Here is a 17,106-nt window from a genome sequence, read left to right as displayed (position 1 = left end):
GTTGCAATATCTGGTTGAAACCCTTGGACATGTTGTCTCCTCCTAAACGTTGAAGAGAGAATCCGCCTCTTTCACGTATTCCTCGAGGATGTTCCTCTTCCTGTCGCCGGCATCCCTGAACTCGACGTTCATCACCCTGCCGAAGAATTCGTTCGTGAGCCTGCGGACCTCTTCAAATTCGCTCTTTATGAAATTGCCGTACTTCCTGTCGACGAGAACGACGAGATCATCCCCGTCGATGGAGCATTCGCAGGAATCGAACATGCTTCCCAGGAAAGGTTTCTTCTTCTTGAGGTACTCCACGAAGCCATGAACGCTGTCCCCGGCCGGGCGGCCACCAACTGCTGAAGCATTCTCCTCGCCGGACGGCGCGGACGGAGTATGGGAAACGTCACCCTCCGATTCCTGCCTGCCGTCTCCCGTATCCCGTTCCCTGCTCCCTGTATCCTGCTCCCTGTATCCTGCCTTCTGTATCCTCTCCCCTGCCCGCGAGACCTGCGGCTCCCCCCGTTCCAGCTCTCCTATCACCTTTTCCACGTCCCTGAGCTGCGACAGGTTGTAGAGGTTGATGTAGAGCGTCTCCAGGGCGATCCGCGGGAAAAGCCCCCGCATGAGGTCTTCACTGCGGAGCATGTAATAGAGCATGTTCTGGATCTCGTAATACTCCACGTCCGCGATGAGCGCGCTCAACGTCTTATACTCGTCCTCGCCCATGGTGATGAAATCGGGCAGCCCCCCCACGGCCTTCACGATCATCATGTTCCTCATGTAGGAGACGAGCCCGCGGTAGACCTGGTTCACGTCATACCCCTCGCCCAGGGTCGTCTCGATCGCCGAAAGCCCGTCCTTCAGGTCCTTCGTGAGAACAGACCTCACGATGCGATGGATGACCTCCTTCTCGACAACCCCGATGATGTTGATGACATCGCCTTCAGAGATGTGCTGTCCGCTGTATGCTATTACCTGTTCAAGGATGGATTCTGCGTCGCGCATGGAGCCGTCCGCTTCGACGGCCACGTGATGGAAGGCCCCCTCGTCGAAGGTTATCCCGTCCTTCTTGCAGACGGCCTTGAGCTGTTCCACGATCTCCTTTTCCGTGATGCGCCTGAAATCGAAGCGCTGGCAGCGGGACATGATCGTATAGGGGATCTTCTGGGATTCCGTGGTGGCGAGGATGAAGATGTTGTGTCCCGGGGGCTCCTCCAAGGTCTTGAGGAAGGCGTTGCGGGCCTGGTCCGTCAGCATGTGGGCCTCGTCGAGGATGTAGACCTTGTAGGCCGCCTTCATGGGAAGGTAGCGCACCGTCTCCCGCAGTTCCTTGATGTCGTCGATCCCCCGCGTCGAGGCGGCGTCGATCTCGATGACGTCCACGAAGTTGCCGCTCGCTATCCCCACGCAGTTCTCGCAGACGTTGCAGGGTTCGGCTGTGGGGCCGTTGACGCAGTTGACCGCCTTGGCCAGGATCCTGGCGAGCGAGGTCTTGCCCACACCCCGGGGCCCGGTGAAAAGGAAGGCGTGCGCTATCCTGCCTGCCTTGATGGAATTCTTGAGGGTGGTGATGATGTGCGGCTGACCGACCACATCATCGAATCTCTGGGGTCTCCAACGTCTTGCTATGACCGTGTAGCTCAAATTTGAACGCCTCTTCGGGGGTTCGTGGTGTGTAACAAAAAAAGCCAGGCTACCTGCGGCACACGGTCGAGCTACTACCGCTGCTTCCTTCCGGACCTGACGGGGTTCATAACCTCCACGTTGCGCAGGGCCTGGCCATTCTCGATCAAAATGGCGGAGAGAGAGGGATTTGAACCCTCGGTACGCGTTAACGTACACACGATTTCCAATCGTGCTCCTTCAGCCGCTCGGACATCTCTCCGGTGACATCTGTTATACCACACTTCAGAAAACCACCTCAAGGGATTTGCGTTGTCACCCTTTGCCAGTCCTCGCGCACGGCCGCGAGAATGTCCTTCGCCCTGTCGGAGTAGAGCATTATCCCCTCCCAGTTCGGCTGGACGGCGATCTTCTGCATGAGGAGCCCGTCTTCGCCGAACCACCGGGGGAGAATGCCCCCGAAGAAGTATCCCCTCCCTCTGAGCCAGTCGGTGAGACCCGAGATGAAGGGCCAGGAAAGTTTGAGCCACACCTGAATGACGACCATACCCCTGTCCAGGGCATCGTGCTCGTATTTCTCGAAAACGGCGGGGAAATCCTGCCCGGCCTGCCGTACGGTCATACGCGTGACGTGGGCAAATTCGAAATGGCTGCTTTCGATGGATGTCGGCTCCCCTCCCGCGGACTCGTCCGTCGCCTTCGCGAGACGGGCGCCGCTCGTGAATCCGTCGTAGATGAACCGCATGGCCTCCTCGTACTGCCGGGGCGCGTAGACGGTGTGCTCCATGGGCCGGTACATCCGCGTCATGTGCAGTGTGGCCACCCGGCCCGTGGCACCCTCCTTCGCGTGGACCTCGGCGGGCATGAGGTCCACTTCGATGGCGGTCTCGATGGCCCCGTGTGCCGCCCATGCCTTCTGGGAATAGACATGGTTGCAGACGGCCTCGCCGAAGACGGCATCGGCACCGTACGCCGGTGCCAGCACCTCGGAGTAATAGCGGATCAGCTCACGGAGGATACCGTGCTTGCGGTAGTCCACGAGGACGAGGCCCTGCCCCCCTTCGTAGACCGTTTCGACCGGGGCGGACCTGTAGATGCTCACATACCCCACGACGATCCCCTTCGAAGAACGGGCAACGGCGGGAATGTTCTCATGTTTCTCAAAGGCCCTGACGAGCCCCTCGGCGTCGTAGACGAGCTTTACCGGGTACTCCTCGCCGTAGACCTTGCGGAAAAGGTCTCCCACGCCCGCGGCGTCACCGGGCTGAAAGGTGTCAATGGTGATGCGTTCATCTTCGGAGATAGTGAGTATGACCGACATGCGTTCCCTCCTGATCTTCGTCCCGCACCCGGCGTCCGTCAGCCGCGAAGACCCGCGTCATCGGGGCAGGCGCGCATGTACCATACCACAAGATTGAGGTAATAGGAATAGCGCAGCCGCATCCGGGAGCCGAAAAGAGAAAGGGGGACAGCGATGACAAAGGCCAGGGACTTTGCCAGCCTGACGGTATCGAACGCCGTGAGGTACAGGCGCCCATGATGCTTCTTCATGAACTTCCTCAGGGAGATATTGTATTCCATGCGGCCCTTCACCCAGGTCTTTCGGACCGTCCTGCCCTGGAGGTGGATGACCTTCGCCCCGGGGAAAAAGACCACCCGGTAGCCCTTCCGCCTCGCCCGGACGCAAAAGTCCGTCTCCTCGAGAAAGAAAAAGAAACGTTCGTCGAAACCCTGAAGATCGTCGAAGGCGTCCTTCCGGATCATGATGGCGGCACCGATAAGCGATTCCACGTCCCGGACAGGACCCGTGTTCCCGCCCGACGCGGCCTGAGAGGCCCGGCCCGAGCCGGGGAACATCTCTCCCGTAAGGCCGGGGACGGCAGCCACGGACCTTTGCAGGCTTAAGTCCTCGTAGACGAGCTGCGGACCCATGAGACCCAGGTCGGGGATGCTTTCCGCGGCGGCCACCATCTTCGCGACCTCGCCTTCGATGAGGCGGGTGTCGGAATTGAGAAGAAGGACGTACCTGCCGGCGGACGCTTTCGCCCCCTGGTTGACCGCAACAGCGAACCCCGCGTTGCGGTCGTTGCGGACATACCGGGCATCGGGACAGGCACGCCGTACGTACTCCTCCGTGCCGTCCGTGGAGGCGTTGTCGATGACGATGATCTCCCTGCCGAGAGAGGCAAGCGAGGTATCCTTCCCGATGGAATCAAAGAGTCCCTCCAGAAGTTCCCTGGTATCCTTGGTGATAATGACGATGGAAAGGGTGGGGTCCGCTTCCATGGCCTCTTCAGGGGGTTCCCGCTTTCTTTGCCGCCTTCAGGGCCTTGCCCTCAAGCTGGACGGGACAGGCGTAGTAGCAGATCCCGCAGTTCGTGCACAGGCTGTCGTCAATCCGTATCTTCTTCGAGGCCTCATCGAAGGACATGGCCGGGCAGTCGAAGGTCTTAAGGCAGCTCTTGCAGCCTATGCAGTCCCGTTCGATGTCCGCCGGGTAGCCCTCGTCCTTCACCGCTCCCTTCATGAGGAGCAGGCACTCGCGTCGGGCGATGACGACCGCCGGGAGCGGCTCTTCCTTGAGACGGTCAAAGGCCTCGCCGATCGTGCGGATCATGGCGGGAACATCGTAAGGGTCGACAATGCGCACGAAATTGACGCCGAGACCCCGGACGACATCCTCGATGGCGACGCCGCGGGTGGCCGTCCCGTCCACGGTGATCCCTGTCTGGGGCGTGGGCTGCATGCCTGTCATGGCCGTCGTGGAGTTGTCCATGATGACGAGAATGAACCTCTTCCGGTTCTTCACGGCATCGTAAAGGGGAGCCATGCAGGCGTGCAGGAAGGTCGAATCTCCTATGGAGGCAAGGATGGGGACAAGCTTGCCGTCCTGATTGAAGGCGTCGTAGAAACCCTCAGCCAGTGTCACCCCGGCGCCCATATCAAGGCAGGTGTCGACGGCCCCCTGGGATATGCCCAGCGTGTAGCACCCGATGTCGCCGGGATAGATGGCGTCGGGCCACAGATACTGCATCGCGAAGAAGGACGCCCTGTGCGGGCAGCCGGGACAGAGCTTCGGCGGCCTGGGAATGACGGCCACATGGGAAAGCGCCTCTTCGATGTCACCGTCAGGCACGAAAGGGCCCTTGCCGGTCCCGGCTTCGGCCAGCACCCGGGACAGGATGTCCCTCACGATATCGTAGGTGATCTCTCCCGCCGAGGGCACCGTGCCGTCCCTGCGGCCCATCACCTTTTTCGCGTCACCGATGAGGGCCTCTATCACCTGGTCCGTCTCCTCCACCACGAGGACGCGTTCCATGGAATCGACAAACCCCGTGAGAGCCTCGTCGACGGGATAGACCTTGAGGACCTTGTAAAGGGAAACCTCTTCCGACGCGCCCAGCTCTTCCATGACATCGTAGACGAGGGAGCAGCTCATGCCCGACGCGACGATGCCCAGCTTCCGGCCGGTTCCCGCGACATGTCCTTCCCTGAAAACAACCTTCCTCGTCCCCGGGTCATAGAAGGGGATGGACTCGCGGGCATGGCTCACACGGTGGGTGGAGCGGATGATGACGGGAACCTTGTTCTCGAAGGACCAGTTGAGGGCGTGGTAGGCGACATCGGCCGCCTCCGCCGGGGATGACGGATCGAAAACGGGGATCCCGAAGAGGGTTGCGATGAGCCGCGTGTCCTGCTCCGTCTGGGACGACTGCGGGCCGGGGTCGTCACAGGAGACGATGACGAGCCCCCCTTCGATGGACCTCTCCCGCGATCTCAGGAGCGCCGGGAGCGCGACGTTAAGGCCCACCTGTTTCATGAAACAGGCCGCCCTGGCCCCGCCGTAGGCCGCGGCGCCGAAGGCGACCTCGAAGGCGCAGAGCTCGTTCGTCGACCATTCGGTGTGGGTCTTCGATCCTTCCATGTTCCTGAAGTGGACGACTCCGGGCAGTATCTCGGAACTCGGCGTCCCCGGGTATGCCGCCGCTATCTCAAGCCCCGCCTCTACAAGGCCCCTCGCGATGGCCTGATTGCCTATTATCACCTCTTCCCTGCTATGCACTGATGATCCTCCCATACGGTCTCAAACGATATCCGTCCGGCGCTCCCCTGCGGCGCCCATTTTCGTCGCGGCGTCGAATCCCTTCCCGAAGACCTCGAGATTCTTTGCCAGGAATTTCTCCGGCACGCGGGACCTGATCGTCTCTTCGAGAACCTCTTTCGTAAAAGGGGCGATGCCGAAGGCGGCGAAAAGGCCGAGAAGGGCCATGTTGGCGGACTGGAACATACCTGTCTGACGGGCAATGCCATCGGCATCGACAAGGCGGCAGGTTATCTCCCGCTTCCTGAGAAGGCCCGCGATGGACGGCGGCAGCTCAGCCGCACGGGTGTTGACAAGGGCAAGACCACCCTTCTTCAGGAAGAGGAGCGCCTTGTAGAACTCGCTTTCCTCGAAGGCAAGGAGGATGCCGCCGTTCTCCCTGCCGATGAAGGGACTCGCGAAATCGCCCACCTTCACGAGGGACACGACGGACCCTCCCCTCTGGCTCATACCGTATTCATCGGATGCCACCGCCTTGAGCCCGCTCCTGATGGCGGCCTCGATGAGTATCGTGGAGGCAAGGAGCACCCCCCTGCCCCCGATACCGGCGCATATGATCTCCTGTCTCATATCATACCCCTGTAGAGAGCCACCACGGGCTCCTTCGTGTCCCGGAACCGGCCGATCTCGTCGATGTTCGAGATCGGCTGCACCCCGCTTACGCCATAGCCCCGCAGTATCCTTCTCAGATCGTCCTCCCTCTCGCTCACCATGACGAGAAGTACGAACGAAGAGCCATTGTAGAGGCTGTTGACGTACGCGGGCATCCCCGAATGGAAGAAGTGGTCCTCGAAGGTCACGGCCAGGATGTTCCTCTCGGGATGGAGCCTCTTGATGCCGTGCGCCATGTTTATCGAAGAGGCGGGGCCCAGCCGGTCCCTGATGACGGAGAACCCCGCTATGACCTCGTCGTATTGAGGCGTGCCCCGGCCGGCATCGACGAACCCCCGCTTCACCTTCGATCTGTCCGGTATCTGGAGTTCGATCGCCGGATAGGTCTCGACGACGAGGACCTCGTCCATGCCGTCAACGAATCCCTGCACGAGCCTCTGCGGCAGGGGAAAGACAGTTGCCAGCCTGAGCACGCTCGCGTCCTCGTCGTAGAACTCGAGACGGGACAGCCGGTCCGTGACGAGTCCCGTTGAACCCTTTGAGATGATGAGGTTGTCCTCATAGGTCTCGAAGACCTCGCCGATCTTCCTGATCTTTTCGTTGAGCTCCCCGTGAAGCTGGAAACGGAACTTCGGCGTCGCCGCCCACCTGCCCGGCTCCTTTACGAGCATGGCCGCGTTCCCTGCCGTCTTTTCAGTCTGCCCCGCAGTCTCCCGGCCTTTGTCGTACCCGGCCGGGACGGCCTGCACGATAACGGGGATCCTGTACTCCTCGGAAAGTTCGAACCCGTACCTGACGGCCCTTTCCAGTTCTTCTTCCTTTTCGGTGACGATAAGGGGCAGCTTCGAGAACGGGCCGAGAGGGGTCACCTCCTCGTCGTTCTCCTGAACGGCCACGATGACGAAGGACCCGGCCACCCCCGTGTAGGCGGAGCTCATGACGGGGTCGAGGGCCTCGTAGAGACCTTCCGTGGAGAGGATGCAGGCCGTCCTCTTGCGCACGTAGGCGCCTGCCAGGGCAAGCTCGAAGGCTATCTTCTCGTTCGTCGAAACCTCGCAATGCAGCGCGCCCGACACCTTCCGCGCCGTCGCCGCCGTGCCCCTGTTCGTCACGTAGATCTGCTGCACGGCATTCTCCATCAACAACCTGATCACATTCTCATGCATCGTTCCGAAAACTCCTTTACGCCATTCTTCTCAGTACGTCGATTCCCTTGAGGAGGTTCTCCTCGGTGGCTGCGAAAGAGATGCGCACATGAGTGTCCCTTGCCGAAAAAACACTGCCCGGTATGATGAAGAGATTGTTCTCCAATGCCCTTTCCACGAATGCCATGGCGTTGCCGCCGGGAATCTCGGGAAAGATGAAGAAGGCCCCCTTCGGCTTAACCACATTGTACTTGTCCTTGAGCCCGTTGTAAATGAGGTCCCGTTTCTTACGGTACCCGGCGATCATGTCGTCCATGCCCTCGTCGAGGGCAACGAGGGCCGCCTTTTGCGCGAAGGACGTGACGCTCGAGAAGGCGTATTGCTGCATCGTTATCATACACTGAATGATCTCGCTCGGCCCCGCCACGTACCCCAGGCGCCAACCCGTCATCCCCCAGGTCTTCGAGAAGCCGCCGAAGGTGAGCGTCTTTTCGTACATTTTGCCCAGGTACGGCTTCTCCCCCTCCTCTTCATCAAAGACGAAGCGGTCGTAGATATCGTCGGAGAAGACGAGGAGGTCCTTCTCGCGCGCCACCCTCGCCACCATTTCCAGCTCTTCCCGGGAATTGACCATGCCCGTCGGATTGTTGGGGCTGTTGATGAGGATGACCCTCGTCCTGTCCGTTATTGCCCGGCGCAGCTCCTCCTCCCTGATCGTGAAATCGGGATAGGTGTCGAAGAAGACGGGCCGCCCTCCCAGCAGCAGGACCTGGTATTCGTAGAGAACGAAGTAGGGGTCGGGGATGATGACCTCGTCACCGGGGTTGAGCGTCGTCATGAGGGCCAGAAGAAGACCCCCCGTCACCCCCGCCGTGATGATGGCGTCCTCGCAGATTATCCCCTTTCCCCTGAGATGACCGAGGACCTTTTCGCGGAGCTCCGGGATCCCTCCCGAGGGCGTGTACTTGTTGAACCCCTTCTGTATCCACTTTATCCCTTCATCCTTCACCACATCGGGAATATCGAAATCAGGTTCCCCGATGCTGAGGTTGATGGGGTTCTTCACTTTTTGCGCCAGGTCGAAGATCTTTCGCACCCCCGATGGCCGCATCTGCATGACCCTGTCGGAAAGCAGCATCTATTCCTCCTTGCAAGCTGAACGGGCGGACTCCAGTATCCTGTCGAGCCTTGATCTCGGCAGTGTGTTGAAAGCCAATCGCAATTCTTCGTCAGTAAACTTTGCCCTAAGAAGAGCGACCACGTCAACCCTTTCTTTCCAGCACCCAAAGGCGTTGGAGCAGGGCAGGCCGCTCTGCACCTGAAGGCAATAATCAAATCCGATGATCATCCCAAGCTGACCACAATAGATCTCCATGGAAACCCCCGGTCATGGGTTATGGGTCATGGGTTATGGGAGGGGCGATGAATAACTTCCCATCACCTATTACCCATTACCTATTACCCGCCTCATTTCAGTTTCGGATACTTCTCCAGGCTGCGGAGGAGTTCCGTTATCTCGTTGTCGGGCATCGCGTAATCCTGGAGCTTGCCCGACATGAAGGCGTCATAGGAAGGCAGGTCTATGATGCCGTGGCCGCTGAAGTTCATGAGGATGACCCTTTCCCTGCCCTCTTCCTTCGCCCTTCTCGCCTCGTCGATGACGCATGCTATGGCGTGGTTCGTCTCGGGCGCCGGAATGAACCCCTCCGTCCGGGCAAAGATGACACCCGCCGAGAACGTCTCGATCTGGTTATACGCCCGCGCCTCGATGAGGCCGTCGGCGAAGACCTTGCTGACAAGCGGGGCCATGCCGTGATAACGCAGGCCTCCCGCGTGTATCGGGGCGGGAACGAAACCGTGCCCGATGGAGTACATGGGCAGAAGCGGCGTCATCCCCGCGGTGTCCCCGAAATCGTAGACATACCGGCCCCGGGTAAGCGTCGGGCAGGAGGTGGGTTCGGAGGCCACGATCCGTATCTCCTTTCCGTGGATCTTGTCGCGAATGAAAGGAAAGGCGATGCCTGCGAAGTTACTGCCGCCGCCCGCGCACCCAACGACAACATCGGGGTACTCTCCCGCGAGCTCGAGCTGCCGCTGCGCCTCCAGGCCGATCACTGACTGGTGGAGAAGGACATGATTGAGGACGCTACCCAGGGAGTATTTCGTGTTCTGCGAGGTCACGGCGTCCTCGATGGCCTCGCTGATCGCCATTCCGAGGCTCCCCGGATGGTCCGGGTTCCCTTCGAGGAACGTGCGCCCGGCTTTCGTATCGGGGCTCGGACTGGGCACGCACTTCCCTCCCCAGGCCTCCATCATGACGCGCCTGTACGGTTTCTGGTTGAAGCTCACCCGAACCATGTAGATCTTCAGCTCGATGCCGAACTGGTTGCAGGCAAAGGCAAGGGCGCTCCCCCACTGTCCTGCGCCCGTCTCCGTCGTCAGCCTCTTGATGCCGGCCTCCTTGTTATAGTACACCTGGGCGATGGCCGTGTTCGGCTTGTGGCTTCCCGGGGGGCTGACCCCTTCGTTCTTGTAATAGATGTGGGCGGGCGTCCCGAGGAACTTTTCGAGCCCCGTTGCCCGGGTGAGCGGCGTCGGCCTCCACATGAGGAGTCTTTCCATGACCTCCTCGGGAATGTCGATGAACCTCTCGGTGCTCACCTCCTGCTCGATGAGGTTCATCGGAAAGATGGCCTCGAGCATGTCCGGCGTCACGGGTTCCCCCGTTTCCGGGTTGAGCGGCGGGGGCAGGGGTGTCTCGAGATCGGCCTGAATATTGTACCAGGCCCGCGGCATGTCCTTTTCACTAAGGAATATTTTCTTCTCCATGATGTCCTCCTTTTCTTCAGTAACGAAAAGGGCCATGAGCTTGTCTGCCCATGGCCCTTTTCAAATAAAACGGCCATGGACGGTGTGAAACCGTCCATGGCCGGAAAATTACGGTCTCACACCTACAATTTCCGCCACCACCACCAGTTGTTTGTCGCTGTGTTCGTCATGATGAGGCTTTATAACATGGGAAATGCAGGATGTCAAAATAAAAGATAATGACCAATGACCAAATTCCAATGACCAGAGAAACAGACAATAACCAATAACTAAAAAGAGAACGATACAGGCAGTCCATTCTGTCCTTCTCTTTGTTGAATTGGTTATTGGTGAATTGGTCATTCTCTTCTTGTTGGTCATTCTCTTCACAATCGTGTATACTCTTACAGTTTTTTACATCCACCATCACACTCGGAGGTCAGGAAATGAAATTCTTCATAGATACGGCAAATATCGGCGAGATCAGAAAGGGTATGGAGATGGGGCTCGTCGACGGTGTGACCACCAATCCGTCACTTCTCGCAAAAGAGAAAAAGGACCCCGACGCCGTGCTCCGCGAGATACTTCAGACCGTTACCGGGCCCGTCAGCCTGGAGGTCATATCGACCACGGCGGAAGGCATGTGCGAGGAGGCGCGGAAACTCGCCGCCCTGGGGGAGAACGCCGTCATTAAGATACCCATGACAGAACAGGGTATCCGGGCTGTCAGGACGCTGACGGACGAGGGTATCAAGACCAACGTGACCCTCATCTTTCAACCCGTTCAGGCTCTCATTGCCGCGAAGGCGGGCGCCACGTTCGTGAGCCCCTTCATCGGCAGGCTCGACGATATCTCCCAGAGGGGCATGGAGATAGTCGAGAACATCGTTACCATATTTTATAATTATGCCTTTGAGACGGAGGTCATCGTCGCGAGCATCCGCAATCCCATGCATGTCCTCGACGCGGCCCTTGTCGGCGCCGATATCGCCACCATACCCTTCAACGTCCTCAAGCAGCTCATGAACCATCCCCTGACGGACATCGGTCTGCAGAAATTCCTCAAGGACTGGGAGGGCATCAAGAAATAGGGGTTTCTCCGTCGAGCATCTCCCTGACCTTTTTCAGAAGGTCCCGGGGCAGAATGGGCTTCGCGATGTACTCTATCGTCTCGTCAAGGATGCCCTTCTGGTGGATGATGTCATCGGTGTAGCCGCTCATGAAAAGCACCCTGATATTGGGATCGATGGATCTCAGCCTGTCATAGGCCTCTTTGCCGTTCATCTTCGGCATGACGACATCGAGAATGACGAGGTCCGCCTGGCACTGCTTTTGTGTTTCGAGGGCGTCGAGGCCGTCCACCGCCTCGAAAACCCTGTAGCCCTGCTCCGAAAGAACGGTACACAGGAGGCTCCTGAGCTCCTCGTTGTCTTCCACGACAAGTATCTTCTCGCTGCCTCTCGGGTTGTCAGCCACCGTTTCCGCCTCTTCACCGGGAAGGGCCTCGACTACGGGCAGGAACACCTCGAAGGTCGTTCCGTGACCCGGTTCGCTGGCAACACGGATGGTGCCGTTGTGCTGCTCTACTATCCCGTAGACTATCGCGAGACCCAGCCCGGTCCCCTTGCCTGATTCCTTTGTCGTGAAAAAGGGCTCGAAGACCTTCTCCCTCGTCCTCGCGTCCATGCCGATGCCCGTGTCGGAGACGGAGATGCAGGCGAACCATTCCTCCCGCCCCCCTTCCTTCCCGTCGATGCCGCGCGCCCTTCTCGTGCTGATCGTCAAAGTGCCCCCCGCGGGCATCGCGTCCCGGGCGTTGGCCACAAGGTTCATGAGGACCTGGTCCATCTGGACAAGATCGGCCATCACGACAAGGGAACCCGCGCACAGTTCCGTCCTGAGGACGATGTCCTCGGTGATGAGCCGGGAAAGCAGCTTCTTCGTTCCCGTGATCGCCGCGTTGACATCCAGCGGTTTCGGGTCGATGATCTGCTTCCTGCTGAAGGCAAGGAGACTCTGGGTAAGGATGGCCGCCTTGCCTGACGACGCGACGATCTGGTCCACGTACTTGCGGACGGGGTCGTCGGGTGGGAGCTTGATCTGGACGAGGTTCGAATAGCCGATGATCGCGCTGAGGATATTGTTGAAATCATGGGCTATCCCGCCGGCGAGCTGTCCTATGACCTCCATCTTCTGCGACTGGTGCAGCTGCGATTCAAGCTGGACCTGTCTCGTCACGTCCCGGTTGAGGGAGATGTATCCCGTTATCGCGCCCGAGGAATCGACGAGGGGGCCGACGGTGGATTCCTCGTGGATGAAGGTCCCGTCCTTTCTCCTGTTGACGATGGTACCCGTCCAGACCTTGCCGGCCCGGATCGTCTCCCAGAGGTTCTCGTAGAACTCCCGGTCGTGGAGCCCGCTCACGAGAAAATCCGGTCTCCTTCCTATCACCTCCTCACGGACATACCCCGTGACGGACTCGAAGGCGGGATTGACATATTCGATGATACCATCGGCATCGGTGATCAGGATATCCTCCGCCGCCTGCTCGATGGCCGTGACGAGACGCCGGATCTGGGCCTCGGCCTTCCTCCTCTCCGTCGTGTCCCGCACGATCACGAGGAGGTAGGCCTCGTTGTTCACGTCAAAACGGCTCAGGTTGACCTCCGCGTCGAAGTACCCGTTGCCGTCGAACATCCTGTTGCGCCACTCGAAAAATTGCGGTCTGCCTGACATGGCAAGGCGCACCTTCTCGTTCGCCTTATCGATGGAAGGGATGCCGTCGGGCTGAAACTCCGGCGAGAACGCGTCGGGCTCCTTCCCCAGAATGTCCTCCTTTGAGCACTTCATCAATTCCAGCGTCCTGGAGTTGCAGTCCATGTAGACACCGTCCTTGAGGACGAGGACGGCGTCGGGAGAGAACTCGAAGAGCGCCCGGTAACGCACCTCGCTTTCGCGCAGTGCCTCCGCCGCCATCTTTCGCTCCGTGATGTCCCTGAGTATCCCTTCCCGGCCCGCTATGTTCCCGTCGTCATCGTAGAAGTAGTGCGTCGTGATGGAAACGTACAGCGTCGTGCCATCCTTTCGCTTGAGGAGCGCCTCGTAGTCGTTCACACGGTCCCGGTCCTTCAGTTCGTCGACCATCCTGTAGAGATCCCGGGGATCGTTCCAGAACGCCTCCATGGGCAGACCCAGCATCTCGTCGACGGAATCATAGCGGAACATCCTCGCCCCGGCAGGGTTTATCATGATCAGGGTCCCCTTCGTGTCGAATCTGTAGAAGACGTCCTGTATCTTCTCGATTATGTTTCGGTAGAGCTTCTCGCTCTCCTTAAGGGCCCGGGCCGTCCTGATGCGTTCCGTTATGTCCGTTACAATGGCTATGTAGCTGTCGCCCGTCGCCTTCGCGACCTGGAAGAGGAGCTCTATCACGGTGCCGTCCTTGCGGATCCACCTCGATTCCTCCTGCCCCTTGCGGTATATCTCGCGTCCCACCCTTTCGTACTCTTCGTCATCGGGATAGAGGAACCGGGAATCGTGTCCGACGAGTTCGTCTTCCGCGTAGCCCGTGATGGAACACATCGCGTCGTTGACCCACTCAAAGACCCTGCCCTTGATCTTCACGATACCGCTCGGAGAGGCCGAGAGGATTCCGGACAGCGTCTCCTGCGAGGCCAGCAGTTCCAGTTCTCTCGAACTGAGCTTCAGAGACGTCCGTCTCAAACGCGCGAGGCTGACCGCCAGGACCGCGATAAATGCAAGGAGAACGACCACCACCGCGATGGAGGCCAGTATTGTGCTCCTGTTCTGTTCGAGAAAAGATGGCGGCTTGTTGAGAACAACGCTGCCCCGGGGGAGCTCGTTCTCGGTGACCTCGTGCTCCGTAAGCTCCGCGTGATCGAACATGAACCGGTTCGGACTCTCGATCACCCGGGGAAGGTCCCCCGGGTGTTTGCCGTCCAGTATCTGCCGGGCGAGGAGTCCCGCGGCCTTTCCCTGACTGAAACCGGAGACGCATTTTCCTCCCAGGAGTCCTTTACCCACGAAAGAACCCGAGCGGCCGAAGACCGGGGCGGGCGACAGCCTGAGGATCTTCGAAGCCTCCTCAACGGAAACTGGCCTGCCCTCCGCGTCCTGCCACAGGGATATGAAAAAGACGATGCTCTCCCGGGGCAGCGCGGGCATGGCCTGAAGGATCCGCGCATAGGAGAGGTCGCCCAGCGTCTCCACCGTCACCCGGGGATAACCGGCCCTTATTATCCGCGACAATTCTTCAAAACGTCTGAGGTTCTCTTTCGTCCGGTCGTGTATGACGTAGACCGTCCGCGCCTTCGGCCTCACCCGGAAGGCGAACGCCAGTGTTTCCTCGAAATCATCCTCTTCAAGCACACCGACAACGTTGTTCCGGCCGGCGACGAGGTCCCCGCTGAACCGGTTGACCCCGCAGAACACGATGGGAGCATACCCGAAGAGCTCTTTCTGATGGGACAAGGCAAACCGAAAGGCGTTGTCATCGGAGACAAGGATAACGTCAAACCGGACGGCTGCGAACTTCATCGCGTAGATGTCGCGGAGCTTGCGGAGATACCCGGCGGTCTCCGTCTTCTTCGTGTCCATGTACTCCACGTGCACGCCAAGGTCCTCGCGACCCTGCAAGGCCGATATGTAGCCTTCCATGATGGTCTCGGTCCAATCTGTCCGGTGGTAGGAGTGGAGAAAGAGTGCCGTCCTGTGGCGCTCCGCCGCGAATGCCCCGCATGCGCCGGCAAAGAGAAGGAACGAGAGGACCGCGAGCATTGCCGCCGCTGCGGGCTTGATTCTCCTCTTCGTCCGTTTCCTCTGGAGGTCCTTACCTGCCGCGCCTGATGTGGTGCCCGTGCGTTGAGACAATGGTGTGATCCTGTTCCTCAATGAACAATTTACGATCATGGCCGCAGATCGTTAATCATGCCTTGCAACAGCACAGCGCTTTCCAGCGATGCTGTGAACAAACCTTATGACACTTATCGGCAGTTCCGCAAGATAAATTAACACATCCATCCCGGAGACAGGTTTACATCTTACCAGTGTTGCCGGGTTAACAGAAGCGGGAAACAAAACCGGTTAGAGTGGGGACAGAACCGGGCTTGCATTTTTGGGGATGACAACGTACCATTGTTCTTAAGCGGGGGTTACAGCGGCCGACGAAGGACCGCGGGAAGCGACGTGGGACACACTCCCATCGCACGTTTGGCAGGACAGTGATCTGTAATGCGGGGTATTCCTGTAACAGCATTTTGACTGCAATGCGGAGGTGAAACATTATGGTGCATTACGCATGGATCATCGCCTTCACCGGCACTCTTGTCACCATCCTGGCCCATGGCTTCGGCAGGATGTCCTATTCGGTGATACTGCCTCCCATGAAAGACGGCCTTATGCTCAACTACACTCAGCTTGGCTCCATCGCGACAGGCAATTTCATCGGCTATCTCAGCCTCGCCATCATAGGCGGTTTTCTCGCAGCCCGATTCGGGGTGAGACGGGTCGTTTTCGTTTCCCTCCTTGTGATCGGCGTGAGCCTTTTCCTCACCGGCCTTTCCGACTCCTTTTCCTTCGCCTTCGTGATGCGGCTCATAGCGGGGCTCGGCAACGGCGGGAGCTACGTTCCCATCATGGCCCTGCCGGCCGCCTGGTTCATAATGAGGAAAAGGGGCCTCGCAACGGGGATCGTGTCCGCCGGCATCGGCACGGGGCTCTTTCTGGCAGGCATTGTACTGCCCCCCATCATCTCGTACTTCGGAAAGGACGGGTGGCGTTACGCCTGGTATTTCCTGGGGATCGCGGTATTCGTTCTCGCATTCGCCTGTTACGCCTTCCTGAGGAACAACCCCGCGGAAAAGGGACTTTCCATGTACGGCGGCACCGAGGAGCAAAAGGGCGGCCCGAAGGTAACCCTCTTCTCGGCCTTCAAGGACGTTGTCGTCGAATCGGAGATCTGGAAGCTCGGAGCGGTCTATTTCATGTACGGTTTCTCCTATATCATCTACCTTACCTTCTTTGTCGCCTTCCTCACCAAGGAGATGGGGGTAAGCCCCATCGCGGCAGGCCGGATCTTCGCGGTCCTCGGCATCTTCAGCATCTTCTGCGGCGTCATATACGGCTGGATATCCGATGTGCTCGGAAGAAGGTACGGGTCCATGATCGCCTACCTCACCCTTGCCCTGTCTTACGTCATCTTCGCCTTCTGGAAGGACACCACCGGCTTCTACGTGTCGGCGGTCATCTTCGGGATCGCCGCCTTCTCGATCCCCACCATCATGGCCGCGGCGTCGGGAGACGCTGTGGGCGGGCGGCTGGCCCCCGCCGGCCTCGGTTTCATAACCCTCTTCTTCGGCATAGGCCAGGCCCTGGGTCCCCTGGCAGGAGGATACATAAAGGACGCCACGGGAAGCTTCACCAATGCCTTCCTCCTCTCGGCAGGCGTCTCGCTTCTGGGAGCCTTCGGCTCTCTCATCCTCAAAAAGAAAGCCTGACAGCTTTCTTTTTGAGGATCCGTCTCAGGTCCCAAGTTTCAGGTCTCAGGCTAAAGACGGAAAGACCGTTTCAGGTTTCAGGTTTCAGGCAAAGAACAGTTGCGGGTTCCGGGTCAGAGACCTAAGGAATGCAAGGATGCCGTAAAAGTTCCGGTCTTCCTGGACAGCCTGAAGGTCTCCCCGCACCTCTTTCTCCGTCATTCCGGCGAAGGCCGGAATCCCATATGGCTGACAACTGTCAAGTGTAAATGTAACCTGCCCTTTTTGCCTTTCTATGTCATGGTCTTTCGATCAGGATTAAGCCAGGGGACGG

The 17,106-nt window shown here is 59.0% G+C and carries 11 protein-coding genes, 1 tRNA gene and 1 other RNA gene; 2 read left to right on the top strand and 11 right to left on the bottom strand.

Annotated features, from left to right (window positions below):
- Window positions 1-42: 42 nt before the first annotated feature.
- From dnaX to GXX82_10370, 10 genes are all read right to left on the bottom strand, one after another.
- Window positions 43-1,632, bottom strand: coding sequence for a DNA polymerase III subunit gamma/tau (gene dnaX, locus GXX82_10415; GenBank protein NLT23449.1), 1,590 nt, complete (start codon window positions 1,630-1,632; stop codon window positions 43-45).
- A gap of 39 nt (window positions 1,633-1,671) precedes the next feature.
- Window positions 1,672-1,769: signal recognition particle sRNA small type (ffs, locus tag GXX82_10410), an RNA gene on the bottom strand.
- Window positions 1,770-1,783: 14 nt separating this feature from the next.
- Window positions 1,784-1,873 (bottom strand) — tRNA-Ser (locus GXX82_10405).
- Between the two features lie 36 nt (window positions 1,874-1,909).
- Entirely contained in the window at window positions 1,910-2,932 is a 1,023-nt protein-coding gene (locus GXX82_10400; protein NLT23448.1) for a hypothetical protein, read from the bottom strand.
- 38 nt (window positions 2,933-2,970) lie between these two features.
- On the bottom strand, window positions 2,971-3,897 hold the full coding sequence (locus tag GXX82_10395) for a glycosyltransferase family 2 protein (protein NLT23447.1): 927 nt from the start codon (window positions 3,895-3,897) through the stop codon (window positions 2,971-2,973).
- A gap of 7 nt (window positions 3,898-3,904) precedes the next feature.
- Window positions 3,905-5,674, bottom strand: a complete 1,770-nt coding sequence (locus GXX82_10390) for a 4Fe-4S binding protein (GenBank protein ID NLT23446.1) — start codon at window positions 5,672-5,674, stop codon at window positions 3,905-3,907.
- A 21-nt stretch (window positions 5,675-5,695) separates the two neighbouring features.
- A complete protein-coding gene (locus tag GXX82_10385; GenBank protein ID NLT23445.1) occupies window positions 5,696-6,283 on the bottom strand; it encodes a hypothetical protein in 588 nt (195 codons plus the stop codon).
- Entirely contained in the window at window positions 6,280-7,491 is a 1,212-nt protein-coding gene (locus GXX82_10380; GenBank protein NLT23444.1) for a hypothetical protein, read from the bottom strand. The genes GXX82_10385 and GXX82_10380 overlap by 4 nt, the downstream gene beginning before the upstream one ends.
- 16 nt (window positions 7,492-7,507) lie before the next feature.
- Window positions 7,508-8,608 carry a pyridoxal phosphate-dependent aminotransferase gene (locus tag GXX82_10375; GenBank protein ID NLT23443.1) on the bottom strand — a complete coding sequence of 367 codons (1,101 nt, stop codon included), beginning with the start codon at window positions 8,606-8,608 and terminating at the stop codon, window positions 7,508-7,510.
- A 329-nt stretch (window positions 8,609-8,937) separates the two neighbouring features.
- Complete coding sequence (locus GXX82_10370) at window positions 8,938-10,299, bottom strand: TrpB-like pyridoxal phosphate-dependent enzyme (protein NLT23442.1); 1,362 nt, start codon at window positions 10,297-10,299, stop codon at window positions 8,938-8,940.
- Window positions 10,300-10,724: 425 nt separating this feature from the next.
- Here GXX82_10370 and fsa point away from each other — a divergent pair, with 425 nt between their 5' ends.
- Window positions 10,725-11,369 carry a fructose-6-phosphate aldolase gene (gene fsa, locus GXX82_10365; GenBank protein NLT23441.1) on the top strand — a complete coding sequence of 215 codons (645 nt, stop codon included), beginning with the start codon at window positions 10,725-10,727 and terminating at the stop codon, window positions 11,367-11,369.
- Here fsa and GXX82_10360 read toward each other — a convergent pair.
- On the bottom strand, window positions 11,359-15,207 hold the full coding sequence (locus tag GXX82_10360; protein ID NLT23440.1) for a PAS domain S-box protein: 3,849 nt from the start codon (window positions 15,205-15,207) through the stop codon (window positions 11,359-11,361). The genes fsa and GXX82_10360 overlap by 11 nt on opposite strands.
- 374 nt (window positions 15,208-15,581) lie before the next feature.
- On the opposite strand from GXX82_10360, the gene GXX82_10355 reads away from it, so the two are divergent.
- The gene (locus tag GXX82_10355) at window positions 15,582-16,793 is read left to right on the top strand and encodes a YbfB/YjiJ family MFS transporter (GenBank protein ID NLT23439.1); all 1,212 of its coding nucleotides are present in this window, start codon (window positions 15,582-15,584) and stop codon (window positions 16,791-16,793) included.
- Window positions 16,794-17,106: the final 313 nt, after the last annotated feature.

It is taken from the genome of Syntrophorhabdus sp., from assembly GCA_012719415.1.
Lineage (GTDB): Bacteria > Desulfobacterota > Syntrophorhabdia > Syntrophorhabdales > Syntrophorhabdaceae > Delta-02.
This window is presented reverse-complemented; position numbering and strand designations above follow the sequence as displayed.